The sequence below is a fragment of the Nocardia sp. NPDC049149 genome, from assembly GCF_043197455.1.
In the GTDB taxonomy this organism is placed as follows: Bacteria; Actinomycetota; Actinomycetes; order Mycobacteriales; family Mycobacteriaceae; genus Nocardia.
Map to the genome: position 1 here is coordinate 437,415 of NZ_JBICTD010000002.1, position 21,611 is coordinate 459,025.

Genomic DNA, 21,611 nt, shown 5'->3' on the forward strand with positions numbered 1-21,611 from the left:
TCCCGCGGATATGCCGACAGGGATGCACGTCACATTCGCAGCGCGACCGAGCTCCGCACGTTCGATATCTGACGCCGAGTGGTCAGACGGTGTTGGCGCTGATGCCACCGGAGATGGTCAGCGCCTCACCGTTGAAATGCCGCCCCTGCTCGGAGACGAGCAGCAGGACCGCGTCGGCCACCTCGGCAGGCGCGATCAGATCGCCGTTCGGCGGCCCGGACGCGAACATCGCCATCACGTCTTCCCTGGTGGGATTCTCCTTGTCCGGCAGCATCATTCGATACATTGCCGGGTTCTGGATCATGTCGGTGTCCACCCCGCCGGGCAGCACCGCGTTGACGGTGATCCCATACTCCGCCACTTCCAGCGACAGCGACTTGACCAGTCCGAGCACACCCCATTTGGCCGCCGCGTAATGTCCGGCGCTGCGCACACCCATCCTGGCCACGATGGACGAGGTGGCCACGATGCGGCCCCAGCGCCGTTCGATCATGTGCGGCAGCACCGCACGGAAGCTGTGGAAGACGCCGCTGAGGTTGACGTCGATCGTGTCCTGCCACAGGTCGTCGCCCATCTCCGCGATCTGCGCGTTGGAGGCGATGCCCGCGTTGGCGACCAGGATGTCGATGCGGCCGAAGTCGTCGATGGCACGCTGCGCGACGGCGGTCATCTCGGCCTGACTCCGCACGTCGGCCTTGACCGGCACGCAGCGGCGGCCGGTCTCCTCGACCAGCTTGGCCGTTTCGGCCAGATCGGATTCGGTGCTGAGCGGATACGGCACACTCGCGATCTGTTCGGCGAGGTCACACACCACGATGTCGGCGCCTGCCGCCGCCAACGCCACCGCGTGCGCACGACCCTGACCCCGGGCGCCGCCGGTGATCACCGCTACCTTGTCGTCGAGATTCCCCATGTCGGGCCCCTCACCAGATCGGTACATATCGGCCGTCTCCCATCGTTCCATGCGGAATCGATGCCCGGTTGGGGTTTTCGTTCGTATTGTCCGCCGACGTCGGCGAAACGTTCCGGGCCCGCGCAGCGACGAAGTGGATGCGATGTGGGAGTTCCGCACAAGATATTTCGTCGAACTCGCTGCTCCACATCGCAACGGCGCGCGGCCCAGCGCGCCCACAATGGTCCCAGGGGGCCAGATGACCGATTGTGAGTACTACGCCGTGGATCTCGACCAGCTCGTCCGCCCGTTCCCACTCCCGCCGATCGACCATGATGCGGCGGTCGCCAGCGCGATGGCGCTGCCTCGGCTGCGCAAGCTGCTCCATACCGTGGTCGGTCTCTCGGACGACTCCATCGATCTGCTGTCGACCATGAGCGATCGCCTGCGCGCGGTGGAGGGCATGCTCATCCGCGATCCGCTGGATTTCTGAGTCCGGCAATACCAACGGCCTATCGATCGGCCGACCACGAGCAGCACCTGTGCTGCCAGCAAATGGCTGGCAGCACAGGCTGATTCGCCATGTCATGGCAAACCTTCGGCAAAGTCGATCAAGTGCTGGCGTGAGACCGCGATCACATGGTTTGGTTGACGGGAGGCCGGTCGTGCCGGTCGCAGCATCGACGGCGGTTGGGAAGGTGGCGGCCGTGACGCAAACCGGACAACTCGAGGCGGTTCGGCCGTATCCGCGACGGCTGGGGCCGAAGGGTTCCTACATCTGGAAGATGATCACGACCACCGATCCCAAGGTGCTCGGCATCATGTACCTCGTCACGGCGATGTCGTTCTTCTTCATCGGCGGCTTGATGGCGTTGCTGATGCGCGGCGAACTGGCGCGGCCGGGCATGCAGTTCCTCTCGACCGAGCAGTTCAATCAGCTGTTCACCATGCACGGCACCATCATGCTGCTGTTCTACGCGACACCGATCGTGTTCGGCTTCGCAAATGCCGTGCTGCCCTTGCAGATCGGCGCACCGGACGTCGCCTTCCCGCGGCTCAACGCCTTCAGTTACTGGCTGTATCTGTTCGGCGCCACCCTCGCGACCGCGGGCTTCATCACGCCCGGCGGCGCCGCTGATTTCGGTTGGACCGGGTACACACCGCTGAGCAACTTCGAGCACGCACCCGGCGCGGGCGCCGACCTGTGGATCATGGGGCTGATCCTGTCCGGCCTCGGCACCATCCTCGGCGGCGTCAACATGATCACCACGGTCATCTGCCTGCGCGCGCCAGGCATGATCATGTTCCGGATGCCGATCTTCACCTGGAACATCCTGATCACCAGCATCCTTGTGCTGCTTGCCTTTCCGATCCTGACCGCGGCGCTGTTCGCGTTGTTCATCGATCGGCACCTCGGCGCGCACATCTACGACCCTGCCAATGGCGGAGTGCTGCTGTGGCAGCACCTGTTCTGGTTCTTCGGGCATCCCGAGGTGTACATCGTCGCGCTGCCGTTCTTCGGCATCGTCACCGAGATCTTCCCGGTGTTCAGCCGCAAGCCGCTGTTCGGCTACAGCGCGCTGGTGTACGCGACCATCTCGATCGGCGCACTGTCGGTGGCGGTCTGGGCGCATCACATGTACGCGACGGGATCGATACTGCTGCCGTTCTTTTCGCTGATGACGTTCCTGATCGCGGTGCCGACCGGGGTGAAGTTCTTCAACTGGATCTTCACGATGTGGCGCGGTCAGCTGACGTTCGAGACGCCGATGCTGTTCGCCCTCGGCTTCCTGACGACGTTCCTGTTCGGTGGTCTCTCCGGTGTCATCCTGGCCAGCCCGCCGCTGGACTTCCACGTGACGGATTCGTATTTCGTTGTCGCGCACTTCCATTACGTGTTGTTCGGCACCATCGTGTTCGCCACCTTCGCCGGGATCTACTTCTGGTTCCCGAAGATGACCGGACGGATGATGGACGAGCGCCTCGGCAAGTGGCACTTCTGGACCACCTTCTTCGGGTTCCACATCACGTTCCTGGTGCAGCACTGGGTCGGCGCCGAGGGCATGCCGCGCCGCTATGCCGATTACCTGCCCATGGACGGCTTCACCGCGCTGAACACCCTTTCCACCATCGGGGCGTTCATCCTCGGCGGGTCGATGTTGCCGTTCATCTGGAATGTGTTCAAGAGCTTCCGCTACGGCGAGGTCGTGACCGTGGATGATCCGTGGGGCTACGGCAATTCGCTGGAGTGGGCGACCACCTGTCCGCCGCCGCGGCACAACTTCTACGAGCTGCCGCGGATCCGGTCCGAGCGTCCGGCGTTCGAACTGCATTATCCGCACATGGTCGAGCGGATGCGGACCGAGGCAGTCGCGGGCTGGGGCAAGAGCAAGCAAGCCGTCATGATCGTCGAGGACCGCGCGCTCGCCGAGCAGGCCGAGCCGAGATCGGCACCCGAGGTCGAGGCCGAGGCCGAGGCCGCAGCCGAGACCGAGTTGCAGGCCGAAACCACTACCAAGGCCGAGGCCACTGCCAAAGCCGAGACCGAGACCGAGACCACTACCGACGCGAACGCCGACGCCGAGACAAAGCCCGGTCCCGAGGCCAAGCCCGAATAGTTGTTGCCGAACCGGCAAGAATCTTTGCCGTAATGGCCACACCTGATGGATGGTGTGGTCATGACCGAGACACACAGCCACGACGCCGACACACACAGCCACGACGGCGGCACCACGGTGGAGTATTGGGAGACCTTCTATCAAGAGCGCGAGCAAGTCTGGTCGGGCGCACCCAACTTCCTGTTGGTTCGCGAGATCACCGCAGTCCCGGCCGGCTCCGCGCTCGACCTCGGTTGCGCGGAAGGCGCCGACGCGATCTGGCTCGCCGAGCAGGGCTGGCAGGTCACCGCGGTCGACGTCTCGGAGACGGCGCTCGGCCGGGCCAAGGCCCGTGCCGCCGAGCGGGGCATCACCGACATCAACTGGCAGCAGCACGACCTCGCGGACTCGTTCCCCGCTGGACGCTTCGACCTCATCTCCGCGCAGTATCTGCACTCCCCCGTCGCCAAGGCCTACGAACGCGAGCAGATCCTGCGCCGCGCGGCCGACGCCGTCGCACCCGGCGGCCTGCTCCTGATCGTCGGCCACGCCGAATGGCCGACCTGGGTCGAGACACCACCTACCGACATCCACTTCCCCACCACCGCAGAGGTTTTGGCAGGCCTGCAGCTCGACGCCGACGAATGGCAGGTCGAGGTCGACGGCCTCGGCGAACGCGAGCACGCGGGCCCCGAAGGACAGCCGGGCGCCCGCAAGGACAACATCCTGCTCATCCGCCGCCGCTGAGCCACGGCCGTCAGTCGGCGCCCTTGTCCAGCTGGAAGATACGGCGGGCGTTGCCCGCGAGGAACAGGTCGCGGGTTTCGTCGTCGAGGCCTAGATCATCGAGGCCTGCGAGAGCCCGATCCGGCATGATCATCGGAAAGTTGGTGCCGAACAAGACTTTTCGGCGGCCGTGTGCTTTCAGATAGGCCACCAGCTCCGGCGGGTAGCGACGAACGGTGTAGGCCGAGGTATCGATGTAGACGTTTTCGTGCTTCGTGGCGACCGCGATCATCTCGGCGGTCCACGGGTAGCCGATGTGGCCGCCGACGATGGTCAGCTCAGGGAAGTCGAGGGCGACGTCGTCGAGGTACGGGATCGGGCGGCCGGTTTCCGAGGTGCGCAGCGGTCCGGTGTGCCCGACCTGAGTGCAGAAGGGTATGCCCAGTTCGATGCACTCGGCATAAAGCGGGTAGTACCGTCGATCGTTCGGCGGCCACCCCCACAGCCACGGCACCACCCGCAGCGCTTTCATGCCCAATTCCCGGACCGCACGGCGTAATTCGCGCACGGCGGCCATCGGCTTGCGCAGATCGACGGACGCGACGCCGACCAGCCTGCCTGCGGATTCCGCGACGAACGACGCGACCTCGTCGTTGGCGATCAGCACGCCCTCCGGCCCGTACCAGGCGCTGATCAACGCGATGTCGACGCCCCCGTCGTCCATGGCCGCCACGGTGGCCGACACCGGCGGCTGTTCGGTCGGCATCGGCGCACCCCAGCGCCGCAGCGAGTCGAACATGTCGTGCTCGACCAGCCGCAGCGTCGGATGCTGTGCCCAGGCATCGATGATCGTCATCGCCCCTCCTCGCGAAAAGATCCGGCGATCAACGGTATCCAGGTGCGCGCCGTCCGCCTGCGTGATTCGGCGAATCCACGCGCGCGATCGAACTGGCGCATTCGTGGCCGCGCCGAAATACAGGCGTGACCGCGGCATCGAATGGGTACTAGGTCTTTACGCCGTAATCACTGGATGGCGACCGAGCCAACCGGCCCGGGTGTCCGCATCGCAACGGCGCGGTGCGGGCGCCCCTGGCGTAGCGCGGTCACCAACCGAGAGCCAGCAGGAACAGCGCTCTTTGGAGGGTATCCAGTACCCGGCCGATGGTGATCACGATCTCGACGGTGCCCATCATCACAGGCCCCTTTCTTCGAGCACGACAATGCCTCGATATCTATCGATTCAAGACCCGGCACCGCCGATTAGGAAGAGCGCGCGACGATCCGCGGCGAAATCGGTGCGCTACATCCCGACGCACTCGATGATCGGCCCGGGATACTCGGCAGGATCGACACCCGCGCGCCACGGCGTGTGCACCGCGGCGCCGTCGAGATGCGCGAGTTCGGGAATCCAGCGGCGCACGTACGTGCCGTCCACGTCGTAGCGTTTGGCCTGACGCAGCGGGTTGAGCACCCGGTTCGGCCTGGTGTCGGTGCCGGTACCGGCCACCCACTGCCAATTGAGCTGGTTGTTGGCAAGATCCGCGTCGACCAGCCAGTGCAGGAAATGTGCCGCGCCGACGCGCCAGTCCACCCGCAGCGATTTCGCCAGGAAGCTGGCGGCGATCAGCCTGGCCCGGCCGGGCATCCACCCTTCCGCCCGCAGTTGCCGCATGCCCGCGTCGACGATCGGGAATCCGGTGCGTCCCGCGCGCCAGGCCTCGGCCGCTTCCGGATCGTCGCGCCAATCGAACTGCCTGGCACGGTAATCCGACCATGCCGCGTCCGGCCGGGCGCCGAGCAGCTGATGATGGAAGTCCCGCCACGCCAATTGGCGGGCGAATGCGTGGCCGCCCGCCGTCGACATGTCGACTCGGTGCACCAGCTCCACCGGAGACACGCAACCGAAGTGCAGGTACGGCGACAGCCGCGAGGTGGCATCGGCGGCGAGGTCGTCGTTGCGCTCTTCGTAGTCGTCGACCGGACCGGACAGCCAGTCCCGCAGCATCTTTCGCCCCGTCGTCTCGCCGCCGACGGCCAGCTCCGGCGACGTCGGCCCCGCGCAGAGCTGCTCGGCCTCCGGCAGCGGATCACTCGACACCGGAGGCATGGTGAGCGCACGCGGCTTGCCGAGCGGCTTACGCTGGTGCGCCTCCGTCCACCGCCGGAAATACGGGGTGAACACCGCGAAATGGTCACGCCCGGTGGACGGGACGAGCACCTCGGGGTCGGCGGCCGTGATCGACGCGACGTGGGTGTGCAGCAGACAGCCCCGTTGCCCCAACCGTTCCCGCAGTGCCTGTTCGCGCCTGCGGCTGTATCCGCTGACGTCGGCCGCGATATGCACGCTGTCGGCATGCACCTGAGCCGCCACCTCGGCGACCGCCTCGACGACATCGCCGCGCCGCACCACCAGTCTGCCGCCGACGGAACGCAGTTCGGCGTCGAGCTCACCGAGCGCGGCGGCGAGGAAACGGGCCCGGTTCGGCGCCGCGAAGCGGCCGGCCAGGATCGTCTCGTCGAGGACGAAAAGCGGTACCACGGCGGCGCCTTCGCGGTGAGCCGCGGTGAGCACCGGGTTGTCGTGCACCCGCAGATCCCGGGTGAACAGCGCGATGGTGACGGTCATCTGCTCCTCTTCGATCGCGAAAGCAACTGATACACAGCCATTCCGGCACCCACGAGGGTGGCGCCACGGCGTCGTGGGCGGCTCAAGCCCGCACCGTCGACGCAACCCTCGCGGGCGCCGGCGAGCTCAGTGGCGCAAGACCTACACCGTGCACAGCGGCACGATGTCCGCGAGGCCACCGGTGGTCGGCGAGGTCAGGTAGAGACACGGATCCTGCCCTGCCGCAACGATTTCCGTCCGCACCGTGGCCCACTCGACCGGATCGAGCCGTGGCGCGCGAGCGAGCACGAACCCGGACCGCCTGCTCGGATCGGTGACGACCGCCCACGAGTAGTCCGGCCCGAGCGCGGTGACGATGTAGTTGGTCGGTCCGTCTATCCGGTCTTGGGTGGGCACACCGGGAAAGCTGACGTGCAGCTGCGCACCGGTGATCCGGTCGTTGACCGTTGCGGTGCCGGTGATTTCGTTGTTCGTGTTCGACCACGTGGTGCAGGTATTGCGCACCGCGACATTGCCACGCGGGTCGAGCGCGTAGTTCGCCTGGGTGTCGCGGGCGCAGACCAGATTGAAGTACTGCGGTATCGCCGCCAACTGCTGCCAGGTGCCGAGGTATCGATTCAGGTCGAGCGACGACACCGGCGCCGGTGCCGCGCCGGGCGCCGCCTGGGCACTGCCGCTCATGGTTGCGACGGCCGTTGCGATCATGGCAACGAACAGGCTAAGGCGAAATCGCTGGGTTCGAGATGTCACGCGAGCTCCTCGGAAATCGACGACATCCGCCATACTAGCGGACAACGATGCACAATTGATGCAAATGGCGAACAAGGCGTTGATCACCATGGCCAGAGCACCAGACGCTCCGCACGACGCGCGGCCGCCCGGGCATGCTGAATCGGGCGATCGGGACCAGGCAGAATAGGGCAATGCCCGCCGGTTCCGCTCCCGCCTCCGCCGCGGCCGGATACACGGTGCGCGCGGTTGCCGAGCGCCTCGGCATCCCGACGGCGACGCTGCGGAGCTGGAACCGCCGCTACGACATCGGCCCGCCCCAGGATCGGCCGGGCAAGCATCGCCTCTACACCGCGGCCGATATCGCGCTGCTCGAACGCATGCTCACGCTCATCAACGAGGGCGCGAGCCCGGCAGGCGCCGCGGCCGCCGTGCGCGGGCCGGCACCGTTGCTCGGCGACCGGTTCCCACTGCTCGCCGCCGCCTTCGCGTTGGAGACCAGGGCGGCAACCGCCTACCTGGACGCCCACTTTCGCAGCTTCGGCGTTGTCGAGACCTGGGATCGGTTGTGCCGCCCCGCCTTCGCCGACATCGTTGCGCGCCAGGGCGCGGGCGAAGGCTGCATCGACGTCGAACATCTGCTCTCGTGGTGCATCACCTCGGTGCTGCATCGCACCAATCCGCCACCCGAAACCGCGGCGCCCACCTCGGTGGTGCTGGCCTGCACCAGCGGCGAAACCCACGCGCTACCACTGGAAGTGCTGCGTGCGGCACTGGCCGAGCGCGGCGTCGGCGCGCACATGCTCGGCGCGGACGTGCCCACCGGCGCGCTGACCGACAGCCTCGCCAGGCACGCGCAACCCGCCGCGGTCGTGCTGTGGTCACAGCAGGAATCGACCGCGCTGACCTCGGCGGTAGTCGCCTGCCTCGACGCGGGCTCGCGGGTGTTCGTCGGCGGTCCCGGCTGGGATGCGGTGCTCCTACCCGCCGCGGCCCGCCGCGTGGCCAGCCTCACCGACGCGGTGGATCAGCTGCTCTGACCTGCCCGGACGTCGCGGACTGCGCTTCTCGACACCCCGAGCAATCCGCGGCGAGCAGCAGGGCGAACTCCTTCCCACGATCGATCATGCCGGGCGCTACTGCCGGGCACCTGGTGTTGCTCGATCCACCAAACGATGCATAATCGACGCAATAGGTTGTCGGCGCGAAGAGCCGGAACACCATCGCTGCCGGTGCGACCTAGCGCGATGGCAAGCATTCGGCACTTCGCACGGAGACGACCGGCAGCGAGGAGGACCCTCATGGACCAGCCCACCGCGCCACGATCCGGTGGCGTGCGACGGATCGCGGTCATCGGCAGCGGAGTGGCCGGATTGACCGCAGCATGGGTGCTGTCCGGATCCGCCGAAGTGACCCTCTACGAAGCGGATAACCGGCTCGGCGGTCATGCCGACACCCATACGGTCACCGCGAGCGATGGTGCGACGATCGGCGTCGACACCGGTTTTCTGGTGCACAACGACCGCACTTATCCGACGCTGCTGCGCCTGTTCCGCGAACTGGGCATCGCTACGCAGGACTCGGACATGAGCATGTCGGTGCGCTGCGACGGCTGCGGGCTGGAATACGCGGGCGCCCGTGGGCTCGGCGGACTGTTCGCCACGCCACGATCGCTCACCCGCGGCCGCTACCTGCGGCTGCTCGCCGAGGTGCCCCGGTTCCACCGGCTGGCGCGCGCCGAACTGGCGCGAGACACCGAAACCGGCCGCACGCTAGGCGAATTCGTCTTCGCCACCGGCTTCACCGACTACTTCGTCACGCACTTCCTCGTCCCGCTCGTCGCCGCGGTGTGGTCGTGCGATCCGGCCACCGCGTTGCGCTACCCGGCCAGATACCTGTTCACCTTCCTCGACCACCACGGCATGCTGACGGTGTTCGACTCCCCCACCTGGCGCACCGTGACCGGTGGCTCGGCGACCTATGTCCGCGCGATCACCGACCGACTGGACACCGTGCTGATCGGCACGCCGGTACGGGCGGTGCATCGGCTCGCCGACAGCGTCGCGGTCCGTGACGACGCGGACGAGGTCAGAGTGTTCGACGGCGCGGTCGTCGCCACCCATCCCGATCAGGCGCTGCGGCTGCTCGCCGAGCCGACCGACGCCGAGCGCACAGTGCTGTCCGCCATGCCGTATTCGGTGAATCACACTGTGCTGCATACCGATACCTCAGTGCTGCCGCGCGCGGAGCGGGCCAGAGCGTCCTGGAACTACCGACTGCCGTCCTGCGCAGCGCAGCCGGACCGGGTGCTGGTCAGCTACGACCTGAGCAGGCTGCAGCGGCTCGACGGCGATCGACGGTTCCTCGCCACGCTCGGCGACGGCGACCGCGTCGATCAAGACCAGGTCATCGATCGGATGGTGTACCAGCATCCGCGCTACACCGTCACCTCGCTGGCCGCGCAGCGCAGGCTGGGCGAGATCGGCTGTGCGCGTGTGCGTTTCGCAGGCGCCTACCACGGCTGGGGCTTCCACGAGGACGGTGCGCTCGCCGGGCTGCGTGCCGCAACCCGGCTCGGCGCCCGCTGGCACACCACTACTGTCGCGGCCGTGCCTACCTCGTGAACAGCGCACAGATCGTCCGCACCCGGATCCACCACGTCCGGCGCAGCCCGCTGCACCACGAGTTCCGCTATCGCAGCTACAGCTGGCTGGTCGACCTCGACGACCTGCCGCGGCTGCCGCGGTGGCTGCGCCCGCTGGCCGGGTTCCACGCCGCCGACCATCTCGGTGATCCGGCCCGCACCCTGCGCGCGAACATCGACGACTACCTGGGCGAGCACGGCATCGACCTCGCGGGCGGCCGGGTCACCATGCTCGCCAACGCGCGCGTGCTCGGTTATGTCTTCAACCCGCTCAGCCTGTTCTGGTGTCACGACCGCGCAGGCGCCCTGGTCTGCGTCCTCGCGGAGGTGCACAACACCTACCGCCAGCGGCACTGCTACCTGGTTCGTCCCGACCGGCACGGCAGGGCGAGCACCGACAAGCAGTTCTACGTCTCCCCGTTCAACGAGGTGCGCGGCGAATATCGACTGCGCGTGCCCGAACCCACCGATCGCCTGCGGGTTTCCGTCGCGCTGCACGACGACCAGCCGATCTTCGCCGCCTCGATGACCGGTCGTTGCCAACCGGCCACCGTCCGTACCATCCTGCGCGCGACAGTGGCAGTACCCCTTGCCCCGCTTGTGGTCTCGGCGCTGATCCGCAGGCACGGCGTGCATCTCCTGGCACGCGGCCTGCGCCCTGTCCCCCGACCGGTCGAACACTTCGAGGAGTCTTCGCGGTGAGCAGCCACACGCACGTCACGATTCGCCCCTCGACCTCGTGGCCCGATGTCGAGCACGTCCCGAGTGGCACCGGGGCCGCCCTCGCCGCGCTGGTGGCGGACCGACTGTTCCGCCGGGCCGCCCGCAGGCTGCCGATCCTGGTCGACTATCCGGACGGGACGACGATCGGCGGTGGCGCCGCGGATGCGCCGCGGCTGATCCTGCACCGCCCCGCCGATTTCGCCGCGCGCCTGGGTGTCAGCGGACTGATCGGCTTCGGCGAGGCCTACATGGCAGGCGACTGGTCCGCGCCGGATCCGGCCGCCACCCTCACCGTGTTCGCCGCGAACATCGAGACGCTGGTGCCCGCACCGCTGCGCGCGTTGCGCCGCCTCTACGTCGCGAAACAGCCCGCCGCCGAACGCAATGCCGAAGCCAACACCCGGGGCAACATCGCCAGGCACTACGACCTGTCCAACAATCTCTTCGAACTGTTTCTCGACGAGACGCTGACCTACTCCGGCGCGCTGTTCCCGGCCACCGCGCCGCCGCCGCGCTGGGCCGACCTCGCCACCGCCCAGCGCGCGAAGATCGACCGCATTCTCGACTGCGCGGGCGTCGGCCCCGGCACCCGGCTCCTCGAAATCGGCACCGGCTGGGGCGAATTGGCGCTGCGCGCGGCCGCCCGTGGCGCGACGGTGCGCTCGGTGACGCTGTCGACCGAGCAGCGTGCGCTTGCGCTAGGGCGGATCGCCGCCGCGGGCCGGTCCGAGCAGGTCACCATCGATCTCCTCGACTATCGCAGGGTGACAGGAGAATTCGATGCGGTGGTCTCGGTGGAGATGATCGAGGCCGTCGGGTACGAGTACCTGGACACCTTCTTCGAAACCATCGACCGGGTCCTCGCCCCCGGCGGACGCGCGGTGATCCAGGCGATCACCATGCCGCACCACCGCATGCTCGCCACCCGCCGCACCTACACCTGGGTGCAGAAGTACATCTTCCCCGGCGGCTTCCTGCCGTCCACCCGGCTGCTCGCCGATGTCGCCGCCCGCACCACCGGACTCGTTGTCCGCGAACAACTGTCGATGGGCGATCACTACGCGCACACGCTGCGACTATGGCAGCAGCGCTTCAACGCTCGTGCCGACCGGGTTGCCGAACTCGGCTTCGATCCGATCTTCCGGCGCATGTGGCGGCTGTACCTAGCGTATGCCGAGGCCGGATTCCGGTGCGGCTACCTCGATGTGCACCAGATCCTGCTGACCCGTGAGGCGCCCGCCTGAGATCACAACCGGGCGGGGCCGAGGGGATGACCGCGGTCGAGCCTGCGGTCTCGGCCGAGCAGATGACTCAGCGCCGAGCCGAGATCCGGTGCGCGGAAACGATGTCCGGCCTGCTCGAGCACGGCGGGGACCACCCGCTGACTGGCCGCGGCGAGCTCCTGGGCGCCCTGTGTGCCGAGCAACAGCGCAGGCCCGAACTCGGGCACCGGAAGCAACGCGGGCCTGCGCAGCACGCTCGCGAGGACGTGGGTGTACTCACTGTTGCGAACAGGCTGTGGCGCAACGGCATTCACCGGTCCTGCCAGGGTGTTGTCCCACAGCGCACGGTGGTAGACGTCGACGAGATCGTCGATCCCGATCCAGGACAGCCATTGTTCGCCGTCGCCGATCCGCCCGCCGAGACCGGTCGCGAACAGCGGCCGCAACAGTCGCAACGTACCGCCGCGCGGTGACTGCACGATCCCGGTGCGCACCGTGACCACGCGAACTCCGGCAGCGGCAGCACTGTTGGCGGCCGTCTCCCACGCGTCGACCACGTCGGCGAGGAAACCGCCGCCGCGAGTGGCCGCCTCGGACAACCGCTCGTCGCCGCGGTCGTAGCCGTAGTAGCCGATCGCGGACGCGCTGACGAAGACGGGAACCCCGGCGCGCGCGGCGACGGCGGCGAGGCGCTCGGTCGGCCCGATGCGGCTGTCGAGGACGGCCCGCTTGTGGTCCTCGGTGAATCGGCCTGCGATCGACGCACCCGCCAGGTGCACAACGGCGTCGACGCCGTCGCACAGGTCCGGCGCGGGATCGTCCGGGTCCCATTGCCTTTCGCCCTGACCCGGTGCGTGCCGGACCAGCCGGACGACGGTGTGCCCGCCGGTCGTCAGGAAGGCGGTCAATGCGGCGCCGACCAGACCGGAGGCGCCGGTCACCGCGATCGTCTTGGCCGTCCAGCCCGCACGCGCCGCGTCGGCGTGCGCGGCGAGGTCGTCGGCGAGCTGCCGGTATCGGTAGTCGAACATCGGCCGCAGGGCGAACGCGGGCACCGGCGACGCGACCCGGTCGAGCACCAGGGTGTGCGCCTCGTCGACGGCCTCGAACTCGTGCGTGTGCCGCCAGCGCAGCAGGGTTGCGGGCAGCGAGGCCACGCCGTCGACGGCGATGTGGTCGACGAACCGCCGCGGTGGGTCGTACCCGTCGGGATCGTGCCTGGCCACCCAGCGCAGCCCGGCAGGCAAGCCGAGCACGGCCTGACCGTCGGCCAGCGAATCGGCCTCGGCCAGTATCGATACCGGCTGCCACGGCGGCGCGAGCCTGGCGAACGCGCCGGCCCGGGTATGCCACTCGAAGACCTCGGACCTGGGTGCCGCGACAACGCTCGAACACTCGATGCCCATTACTCGACTCTAGCGAGATACCGCCCCATTGCAACGTTCATGCATCATTTACTGGCGGATTCGGCCGCTGCGCACGAGAATTGCGCCATGACCGCTGTGGCCGCCGTGTTCGACACTCTGCTCGACCGGACGATCGCGCCTGGGTACACCCGACTCGGATTCCGCTGGCGGCGCCGCCACTGGCTCGCCGACGATCCGCAGCCCGATGCCATGCACGGCCGCAGCGCGCTGGTGACCGGCGCGAACTCCGGCATCGGCAAGGCCATCGCGGCGGGACTGGCCGGACTCGGCGGCACGGTGCTGCTCGCGGTCCGCGATCGGGCACGTGGCGAGCAGGCGTGCACGGAGATTCGGGCCGCCCACCCGGGCGCCGATGTCGCGGTGACCGTGTGTGATGTGTCCGATCCGCAGTCGGTGACGGCCTGCGCGGACGAACTCGCCGACCGGCTGACGCGGCTGGATGTGCTGATTCACAACGCGGGCCTGCTGCCGCCCGAGCGCACCGAGACCGCCGAGGGACACGAGCTGACGCTGGCCGTCCATGTGCTCGGTCCGTTGCTGCTCACCGAACGGCTCGCGCCGCTGCTCGGCGCGGCCGACGCGGCCCGGGTGATCCTGATGTCCTCTGGCGGGATGTACTCCCAGCCGCTTGCCGTCGACGATCCGGAATATAGGCACGGCCGCTACCAGGGCGCGATCGCCTACGCCCGCACCAAACGCATGCAGGTGGCGTTGACTCCACTGCTCGCCGAACACTATGCGCCACAAGGCATTGCGTTCCACAGCATGCACCCCGGCTGGGCCGACACCCCCGGCGTCGTCACCTCGCTGCCGCTCTTCCACCGGATCACCGGCCCCCTGCTGCGCAGCCCCGAGGAGGGCGCGGACACCGCTGTCTGGTTGGCCGCGACCGCGACCACGCTGCCGTCCGGCCAGTTCTGGCACGACCGGCGGGTGCGCCCCGAGCACTACCTGCGCCGCACCCACTTCGGCCCCGGCGACCGGGACCGGCTCTGGCGGTTCTGCCGGGGAGCCGCTGGTCTCGACGTCGACTGAGACTGTGCCGGAACACGATCCCCCAACTGGAACTTGTTCTACCATGTGTCGAGTCATCGTCGACATCGGAGGAACGTGCCATGCCGTTGGAGCCCTCGGCCGCGGACCTGCTGACCGCCGTCCAGGCGTCGCCCAGGGCGGTCGCCGCACACGACAAGTCGGCATGGGTCGACCTGTTCACCGCCGATGCCGAGGTCAACGACCCGGTCGGGTCCCGTCCCCATGTCGGCCGCGCGGCCATCGAGCGCTTCTACGAGACCTTCATCGCCCCGAACACCATCGCCTTCCGAGTCGATCGCGACATCGTGCACCCGCCGACGGTCGTGCGCGATCTGACCATCGAGACGACGATGGCGACCGGCGCCAGGGTCTCGGTGCCGATGCACCTGCGCTACCAGCTCGCCGACGAAGACGGCGACTGGAAGATCACCCACCTGGCCGCGCATTGGGAACTGGCGCCGATGATCGTGCAGCTGTTGCGCACCGGCCCACGGGGATTCGGCGCGGCGCTGCAGCTCGGTCCGCAACTGATCACCCATCAGGGTGTCGACGGAGCGCTCGGCATGCTGCGCGCGCTCGGCGGTGTCGGCCGGACCGGGAAACGAGTAACCGAACGGCTTTTCGCTGCGGCGGGCAGCACCGACATCGCCCGGGTGCGCGGCCTGCTCGGCCACTACGCCGTGGTCGAATTGCCCGCGGGCACACCGGTATCGGTGGAGGAGTTCACCAACCGGGCGCGAACCATGCGGTGGAGCAAGCTGATCGCCGCGGGTCGCACGGTGACCGCGTCGGTCAGGATCGGGGACGCACGGGGCGTCGCGCTCGTCGAGTTCGCGGCGAGCTCGCCGCACGTCGCTGCCGTCCGGTTCTTCCTCGATCATCGGTGAGATCGACTCGTCAGGTGAGCTGCACCGATTCGACCCGTGGTGCCGCCTGCGGATGCTCCGCCCAGCCGGGCGGGCCGAAGATGTAGCCGAGCCTGCCCCGCCAAGTGGTGGCGCGGCGCACGTCGCCAATGAGCCCGGCCAGCTCGTGAAAGTTGACCTTCACCGGATTGTCGGTGCCGATGTTCTTGGTGAGGCCGTAGCGAATGGGCTCGGATTCGGCGGCGAAGCTGCCGAACATACGGTCCCAGATGATGAAGACGCCGCCGTAGTTCTTGTCGATATAGGGCTGGTTCGAGCCGTGGTGGATGCGGTGGTGCGCCGGGGTGTTGAACAAGAACTCGATCGGGCGGCCGAGCGTGCCGACCCGCTGGGTGTGGATCGGGAACTGGTAGAGCAGGCCGATGCTCTGCAGCAAGAAGATCATCCAGACCGGGAACCCGAGCAAAGCCGCTGGCACCCAGGCCATTCCACGCAGGATGTTGGCGACGGGATGGAACCACGGCAGCCGGAGCGCGGTGGAGAAATTGAAGTACTCACTGGAGTGGTGCACGCTGTGCGAGGTCCACAGCAGCCGGACCCGATGGTCGGCGCGATGCGCCCAGTAGTAGCAGAAATCGGTGACCACCAGGCCGAGCACCCAGACCCACCACGACTTCGCCGACAAGTGCAGCGGCGTGATCGCGGCCGCAAGCACCACGGTGGAGAACGGAATCAGGTACTGCGTCACCTGTTTGGCGAACCGCCCGATGACGAACGTCGCCACATTGGACGCGGTGTCGCGGCCGGACGCGGTATTCGCGGGCCGATCGGGATCGCGACGGTAGCCGAGCCACTCGACAAACATGAACAACGCGAATGCCGGAATGGCGTAACTGAACAATTCCACCGGGCCCATGAGATCTCCTTCGCCGTCGCCGGTGCTTCTCGACGATACGGACGGCGGCCTGCGGAAACATCGCGCCGACGAGGGATTCCGCGTCCCCCGCACGGGGGACGCGACACCGCGGCCGCCCGGGCAGAGTTAGCGGGCAGCATCCCGAACCCGAGGCATCGATCTCGCTACGATCGCCTGCGACGGCTCCGACGACCCGAAGGCGGTGGCGCACCGGTGGACGTGAGCAGATCGCTGGCCCGCCAGTCACTCCTGGTCGCGGTGGTCGCCGCGGTGATCGACGGGGTGGTGCTGTGGTTGTCCGGCATGTTCAGCTACGCACCGTGGCACACCACCGCGGCGATGATCGGCATCGTCGCGGGTGATCTCGCGCTGGCCGCGCCGCCGCGCACGGCAGGCGTGGTTGCGGTGGCCCAGGTCGTGGTCCGGCTGCTCGCCGCCTGGCTGCTGCACACCCACGGTCTCGCCGCGCGGATCACCGACGTCGGCTTCCTGGTGGCCGGCTACCGGGCCGGCGCCTGGCTGGCAGGCCCGAGCTCGGTGTTGACCATGCTCGTCATGTGTGGCGGCGTGACCTTCTCCCAGTTGATGATCGTGCGCGACACCACCCGCGACTGGCGGCTGCTGCTCGCCTCGACGGTGTCCGCGGGGTGCGTGCCGTGGCTGGTCGGCCGCTACACCGCGGCGCGTGGCGCCTACCTTGCCGAGCTGGAACAGCGGGAACGCCTGCGCAAGCAGGAACATCAGGTTGCGGTCGAGCGCGCGGTGGCCGAGGAGCGGGCCGCCATCGCGCGGGATCTGCACGATGTGATCTCCCACCACGTCAGCGCCATCGGCATCCATGCGGGCGCGGCTCGAATGGCCATGGCGGACAGCACGAATGGCCCGGCAACCCAGTCGCTGACCGCGGTCGAGGCCAGCAGTAGAGCGGCGCTGGTCGATCTGCGCCGTCAACTCGACCTCCTGCACGGCCGCGACGACTCCGGGCAACGCCAGCCCGGACTCGCGGATATCGAGGGGCTGGTCGACTACGTGCGGACCGCGGGGCTGAATGTCGAAGTGATCGTGCACGGTTCGGCGGCCGAACTCCCGGAGTCCTTGGATCTCACCGTGTATCGCATCGTGCAGGAGATGCTGACCAACGCGTTGCGCCACGGCGACGGCGAGCACGCGCTGCTCGACGTCGAATTCCGGCCGACGCGGGTGGTGATCCGGGCGACCAATCCGCTGCCGCCGGTACCGGCGACCGACCGCACCGCGGTGCCGCGCGGGCTGGCCGGGATCCGCCGTCGCACCGAGCTTTTCGACGGCGAGCTCGACTACGGACCCGACGCAGAAGGAACCCGATGGCACACCACGGTTTCGCTGCCGATCGGGGGCGCATGAGCATCCGGGTCCTGATCGCCGACGACCACAGCATGTTCCGCTCCGGGTTGCGCGCGGTGGTCGACAGCCAGGCCGACCTCGACTGTGTCGCCGAGGTCAGCGACGGCCGCGCCGCCATCGCCGAAAGCCTCCGGCTGCGGCCGGATGTGGCGATTCTCGACGTGCGCATGCCCAAGCTGGACGGGCTCACCGCCACCGAGACGATCGTCGCGGCGGGCGGCACCAGGGTGCTCGTGCTGACCACCTACGACAGCGACGCCAACCTCTACCGTGCGCTGCAGGCCGGCGCGAGCGGGTTCCTGCTGAAGAGCCTGCCGCCGGAGGAGCTGGTCGCCGCCATCCGGATCGCGGCCCGCGGTGACGCCCTGATCGATCCGTCGATGACCCGGCGCCTGGCCGCCCGGTTCGCCACCACCCTCGCCCCGCCGCGCACCCCGCCGGAGGTCGAGCAACTCACCGTGCGGGAACTGGAGGTGTTGCTGCTGCTCGCCGATGCGCACAGCAATGCCGAAATCGCGGCGCGGCTCGGCGTCGGCGAGGAGACGGTGAAGACCCACGTGTCCCGAGTGTTGGCGAAACTCGGCGTGCGCGATCGCATCCACGCCGTCGTGTACGCGCATCAGCACGGCCTGGTTTCGCGCTAGTTTTCCAGTCTCGCCCGGCCGGGCGTCCGGCGACGCGAGCTCGCGCCCGGTCAGCGGGGCCTCGCTGCGGCACGCCCGGCCAGGGTCCCCGAAAGTCCGACAAAGTGGACGTACGGTGAAGCAGACTGCCCAGTCTTCTTGAATGGAGCGCTATGCGTTGTGATCGCACCCGTGCCGCCGTCACGGTCGTCGCGTGTTCCGCACTGTTGCTGTCCGGGGCCGGGGTCGCCGCCGCGCACGATGCCGCCGCCCCCGCGTCCCGCACCCAGACGTCCACCGAGAAAGCACTGATCGACCAGGCCAAGCAACGGACGGCGAGCGCGCGCGACCGCGCCGAGGCCACCCGCCGCACCGACACCGCCACTCAGCAGGCCCCGAGCGGCACCACACCCGCCCAGACCGGCAGAGTCCGCGCGCCGTCACCGGCCGAGGCGGCCGTGACCACGGTCGAGGCGGCCATGTCGACCGTCGAGGCCACCCGCGCCGCTGCCTCCGCCGCCCTGGCCGCATACGCCGCGATCCGCGCCACCGGCAAGGCCGCCGACAGCGTCCTCGGCGCCTTTCAAGCCGCCGAGGCGATGCAGGCGGCCGACAAAGCCGCCGTCGCACCCGACAACGTCGAGCTCGCCAACGCCGCGACCGAGGCGGAGAACCGCGCCGCCAAGGCGACGCTGCGCACCACCCGCCCGGCGATCCCGCCGATCACCAAGTCATAGCGTCGATCAGCAGCGAAGGGCCTGCACCGAGGTGCAGGCCCTTCGTTGTGCGCTATTGCTATGCACCCGAAGGCGGTTCGCCCACCGTCTTCGTCGTATCGATCACGCCGAACACCTCACCCTGCGGCCCCTGCAGGATGCCCATCCGACCGAACGGGCTGTCCTGGGCGCCCATCATGACGGTCGCGCCCAACTCCACCCCCTTGTCGAGGGCCGCGTCGGTGCCGTCCACCTGGAACCACGTCAGCCAGTACGACATGTCCTCGCCGCCGGGTCCGGTGGCCGAATCGTTCATGCCGCCGACCGGGTCGCCGCCCTGCGTCAGGCTGAAGGTGGAGTAGACGAAGTTCGCGCCGTCACCGATTTCGGTGTAGTTCCAGCCGAATACGGCCGCGTAGAACTCCTGCGACTGCTTGTACTGCAGGGTGTGCAGTTCGTTCCAGCAGTAGGCGTTCGGCTCGTTGTAGATCCCGGCACCGGTGTGCGCCTTGGCTTCCCACACACCGAAGGCCGCCCCCGCCGGGTCGGCACCGACGAACATCCGGCCGACGTCGAGCACGTCGAACGGCGGCATGAAGACCACACCGCCTGCCGCGGTGACCTTTTCGGCGATCGCGTCGGCGCTGTCCGCGGCGAAGTAGGTGGTCCACACCGACGGCATGGCCATGCCGTCGGGCTTGGGCCCGATGCCCGCGGCAGGCCTGCCGCCGAGTAGCGCCAGCAGATAGCCACCTGCGTCCGGCGGACTGTCCTGGACTTCCCAGCCGAATAGTTCGCCATAGAACTCGCGGGCTCGTGCGGTGTCGTCGACTTGCGTGTCGACCCAGCACGGTGTCCCCTGCGGCCAACTTCCGTCGTGAGTGGGCATTTCCGTGGCCTCCTGACCTCGGGTTAGCTGACGTGCGACCGGCCGGAGCCTGCGCACGGCAAGTCAACCACCCGGGGTGGGCAGCGGTGCGCGGAATCGAGGTGGCCTTGACAGTGTTGCGACCTGGACGCTCGCCCAGTAAGCGCGGGTGCGCGACACCACAACCACCGGGCCGGAGGGTGGCAGGTCAACCATTCGGTGAGTTTCGAATGAACCGTGCGCGACACCTCGTGTCGCGCACCACGAAATAGTTGTCGGGTGCTTGGTTCGTCGGCAGTATGGCGGAATGACAACAGCATCCGACCTCGGGCGAGAAAGTCTGCGGCTGGACGAACTGCCGGTTCGTCCCATTCATCGCAAATTGGTTGTACTCGTCGGCGCCGGACTGTTCTTCGATCTCTATGAGCTGTTTCTCGCCGGGACCATTACCGGCGTACTGAAACAAGAACTGCACCTGTCCACATTCCAGCTCAGCGGCATTGTCGCTTCGGCCTTCGCGGGCCAATTCCTCGGCGCGCTGGTGATCGGCAGACTGTCCGATATCTTCGGCCGCCGCCGCATGTTCATGGTCAATATCGCGCTGTATTCCGGATTCACCTTGCTCGGCGCGTTCAGCCCCAACATCACCTTCCTGATGGCGACGCGATTCCTCGCAGGCCTCGGTATCGGCGCCGAGATGACCGTGTCCGACACCTATCTCTCCGAGGTGGTGCCGCCGCAGGTGCGCGGCCGGATGATCGCCATGGCGTACACGATCGGTTTCTGCGCGGTGCCGATCGTCGGGTTCCTCGCCAAATGGCTGGTTCCGTTGCAGCCCTTCGGCGTCGACGGCTGGCGCTGGCTGTTCGTGATCGGCGGGCTCGGCGCCGCCGTGGTGGTCGTGGCGCGCAAGAACATGCCGGAATCGCCGCACTGGATCGCCAAGCAGGCCGCCAAGGCGACGGCCGTCCCCTTCAGCGCGATCGTGCGGCCGCCGTACCGGGCCCGGACCACACTGTTCTCCGCGGTGATGATCCTGCAGGTCTTCGGCTACTACGGGTTCGGCACGCTGGCCGTTCTCGTGCTGGACCGCAAGGGTTTCGAAGTAGTGACCTCACTGAGCTATCTGGCCGTCACCTATCTCGGCTATCCCCTCGGCTCGCTGCTCGCCATCCCGCTGATGGAACGGTTCGAACGCAAACATCTCGTGATGGTGACCGCGACGCTGATGGCGTTGTTCGGCCTGGCTTTCGGCTTCGCCACCAGCGTGCCGATCATTCTGCTGTCAGGCGCGCTGTTCACCCTCGCCAGCAACGTCTTCTCGGACGCGCTGCACGCCTACCTTCCGGAATCGTTCCCGACCGCAGTGCGCGGCACCGCATCAGGCGCGACCTACTCGTTGTCGAAGGTCAGCACCGCTATCTTGCCGTTCGTGTTGCTGCCGCTGCTCGACCGCGCCAACGGCCCAGGTCTGGTGTTCACGGTCATCACCGTCGCACTGCTCGCCATGGTCACGCTCGTCGGGATATGGGGCCCGCGCACCGGCAGGCGGGCGTTGGACGCGATCTAGACCGACATCAGAAAGCGCTGTGCCTCAACCACAGCCGAAAATGACCT

General features: G+C 68.0%; 19 protein-coding genes and 1 pseudogene. 13 read left to right on the forward strand and 7 right to left on the reverse strand.

Annotated elements, in window-relative coordinates:
• Window positions 1-82: 82 nt before the first annotated feature.
• Window positions 83-913 carry a mycofactocin-coupled SDR family oxidoreductase gene (locus ACGFNJ_RS07730; protein WP_393444627.1) on the reverse strand — a complete coding sequence of 277 codons (831 nt, stop codon included), beginning with the start codon at window positions 911-913 and terminating at the stop codon, window positions 83-85.
• A gap of 238 nt (window positions 914-1,151) precedes the next feature.
• Here ACGFNJ_RS07730 and ACGFNJ_RS07735 point away from each other — a divergent pair, with 238 nt between their 5' ends.
• From ACGFNJ_RS07735 to ACGFNJ_RS07745, 3 genes and pseudogenes are all read left to right on the forward strand, one after another.
• Entirely contained in the window at window positions 1,152-1,385 is a 234-nt protein-coding gene (locus ACGFNJ_RS07735; RefSeq protein ID WP_141717717.1) for a hypothetical protein, read from the forward strand.
• A 292-nt stretch (window positions 1,386-1,677) separates the two neighbouring features.
• Window positions 1,678-3,270: pseudogene (gene ctaD / locus ACGFNJ_RS07740) on the forward strand (cytochrome c oxidase subunit I); the annotation flags it as partial.
• Window positions 3,271-3,570: 300 nt separating this feature from the next.
• The gene (locus ACGFNJ_RS07745) at window positions 3,571-4,236 is read left to right on the forward strand and encodes a class I SAM-dependent methyltransferase (protein ID WP_393444630.1); all 666 of its coding nucleotides are present in this window, start codon (window positions 3,571-3,573) and stop codon (window positions 4,234-4,236) included.
• Window positions 4,237-4,246: 10 nt separating this feature from the next.
• On the opposite strand, the gene ACGFNJ_RS07750 is transcribed toward ACGFNJ_RS07745, so the two are convergent.
• From ACGFNJ_RS07750 to ACGFNJ_RS07760, 3 genes are all read right to left on the reverse strand, one after another.
• Entirely contained in the window at window positions 4,247-5,071 is an 825-nt protein-coding gene (locus tag ACGFNJ_RS07750) for an amidohydrolase family protein (RefSeq protein ID WP_393444632.1), read from the reverse strand.
• Between the two features lie 444 nt (window positions 5,072-5,515).
• A complete protein-coding gene (locus ACGFNJ_RS07755; protein ID WP_393444634.1) occupies window positions 5,516-6,841 on the reverse strand; it encodes a cryptochrome/photolyase family protein in 1,326 nt (441 codons plus the stop codon).
• A 141-nt stretch (window positions 6,842-6,982) separates the two neighbouring features.
• Complete coding sequence (locus tag ACGFNJ_RS07760; protein WP_393445888.1) at window positions 6,983-7,546, reverse strand: lipocalin family protein; 564 nt, start codon at window positions 7,544-7,546, stop codon at window positions 6,983-6,985.
• Window positions 7,547-7,764: 218 nt separating this feature from the next.
• Here ACGFNJ_RS07760 and ACGFNJ_RS07765 point away from each other — a divergent pair, with 218 nt between their 5' ends.
• The 4 genes from ACGFNJ_RS07765 (at window position 7,765) to ACGFNJ_RS07780 (ending at window position 12,181) form a co-directional block, all read left to right on the forward strand.
• Window positions 7,765-8,610 carry a MerR family transcriptional regulator gene (locus tag ACGFNJ_RS07765; RefSeq protein WP_393444636.1) on the forward strand — a complete coding sequence of 282 codons (846 nt, stop codon included), beginning with the start codon at window positions 7,765-7,767 and terminating at the stop codon, window positions 8,608-8,610.
• A gap of 261 nt (window positions 8,611-8,871) precedes the next feature.
• Window positions 8,872-10,194, forward strand: coding sequence for an NAD(P)/FAD-dependent oxidoreductase (locus ACGFNJ_RS07770; protein WP_393444639.1), 1,323 nt, complete (start codon window positions 8,872-8,874; stop codon window positions 10,192-10,194).
• Window positions 10,191-10,916 carry a DUF1365 domain-containing protein gene (locus ACGFNJ_RS07775; RefSeq protein WP_393444641.1) on the forward strand — a complete coding sequence of 242 codons (726 nt, stop codon included), beginning with the start codon at window positions 10,191-10,193 and terminating at the stop codon, window positions 10,914-10,916. The genes ACGFNJ_RS07770 and ACGFNJ_RS07775 overlap by 4 nt, the downstream gene beginning before the upstream one ends.
• Entirely contained in the window at window positions 10,913-12,181 is a 1,269-nt protein-coding gene (locus ACGFNJ_RS07780) for a class I SAM-dependent methyltransferase (protein ID WP_393444644.1), read from the forward strand. The genes ACGFNJ_RS07775 and ACGFNJ_RS07780 overlap by 4 nt, the downstream gene beginning before the upstream one ends.
• A 2-nt stretch (window positions 12,182-12,183) precedes the next feature.
• Here the strand turns inward: ACGFNJ_RS07780 and ACGFNJ_RS07785 are convergent, their stop codons facing one another.
• Entirely contained in the window at window positions 12,184-13,566 is a 1,383-nt protein-coding gene (locus ACGFNJ_RS07785) for a TIGR01777 family oxidoreductase (protein ID WP_393444646.1), read from the reverse strand.
• Between the two features lie 87 nt (window positions 13,567-13,653).
• Between ACGFNJ_RS07785 and ACGFNJ_RS07790 the strand changes: the two genes are divergently transcribed.
• The gene (locus ACGFNJ_RS07790; RefSeq protein ID WP_393444648.1) at window positions 13,654-14,622 is read left to right on the forward strand and encodes an SDR family NAD(P)-dependent oxidoreductase; all 969 of its coding nucleotides are present in this window, start codon (window positions 13,654-13,656) and stop codon (window positions 14,620-14,622) included.
• Between the two features lie 80 nt (window positions 14,623-14,702).
• Window positions 14,703-15,509 (forward strand): nuclear transport factor 2 family protein, encoded by an 807-nt coding sequence (locus ACGFNJ_RS07795; RefSeq protein WP_393444650.1) that lies wholly within the window; start codon window positions 14,703-14,705, stop codon window positions 15,507-15,509.
• A gap of 10 nt (window positions 15,510-15,519) precedes the next feature.
• Here the strand turns inward: ACGFNJ_RS07795 and ACGFNJ_RS07800 are convergent, their stop codons facing one another.
• On the reverse strand, window positions 15,520-16,404 hold the full coding sequence (locus tag ACGFNJ_RS07800; protein ID WP_393444653.1) for a sterol desaturase family protein: 885 nt from the start codon (window positions 16,402-16,404) through the stop codon (window positions 15,520-15,522).
• A 213-nt stretch (window positions 16,405-16,617) separates the two neighbouring features.
• On the opposite strand from ACGFNJ_RS07800, the gene ACGFNJ_RS07805 reads away from it, so the two are divergent.
• From ACGFNJ_RS07805 to ACGFNJ_RS07815, 3 genes are all read left to right on the forward strand, one after another.
• Window positions 16,618-17,787: a sensor histidine kinase gene (locus ACGFNJ_RS07805; protein WP_393444655.1), complete on the forward strand. Its 1,170-nt coding sequence runs from the start codon at window positions 16,618-16,620 to the stop codon at window positions 17,785-17,787.
• Entirely contained in the window at window positions 17,784-18,431 is a 648-nt protein-coding gene (locus ACGFNJ_RS07810) for a response regulator (RefSeq protein ID WP_393444657.1), read from the forward strand. Before ACGFNJ_RS07805 ends, ACGFNJ_RS07810 begins: the two co-directional genes overlap by 4 nt.
• 152 nt (window positions 18,432-18,583) lie before the next feature.
• Window positions 18,584-19,147, forward strand: coding sequence for a hypothetical protein (locus ACGFNJ_RS07815; RefSeq protein WP_393444660.1), 564 nt, complete (start codon window positions 18,584-18,586; stop codon window positions 19,145-19,147).
• Window positions 19,148-19,205: 58 nt separating this feature from the next.
• On the opposite strand, the gene ACGFNJ_RS07820 is transcribed toward ACGFNJ_RS07815, so the two are convergent.
• Window positions 19,206-20,015, reverse strand: a complete 810-nt coding sequence (locus ACGFNJ_RS07820; RefSeq protein WP_393444662.1) for a VOC family protein — start codon at window positions 20,013-20,015, stop codon at window positions 19,206-19,208.
• 286 nt (window positions 20,016-20,301) lie between these two features.
• Between ACGFNJ_RS07820 and ACGFNJ_RS07825 the strand changes: the two genes are divergently transcribed.
• Window positions 20,302-21,564, forward strand: a complete 1,263-nt coding sequence (locus ACGFNJ_RS07825) for an MFS transporter (protein ID WP_393444664.1) — start codon at window positions 20,302-20,304, stop codon at window positions 21,562-21,564.
• The last annotated feature ends 47 nt before the right edge of the window (window positions 21,565-21,611 follow it).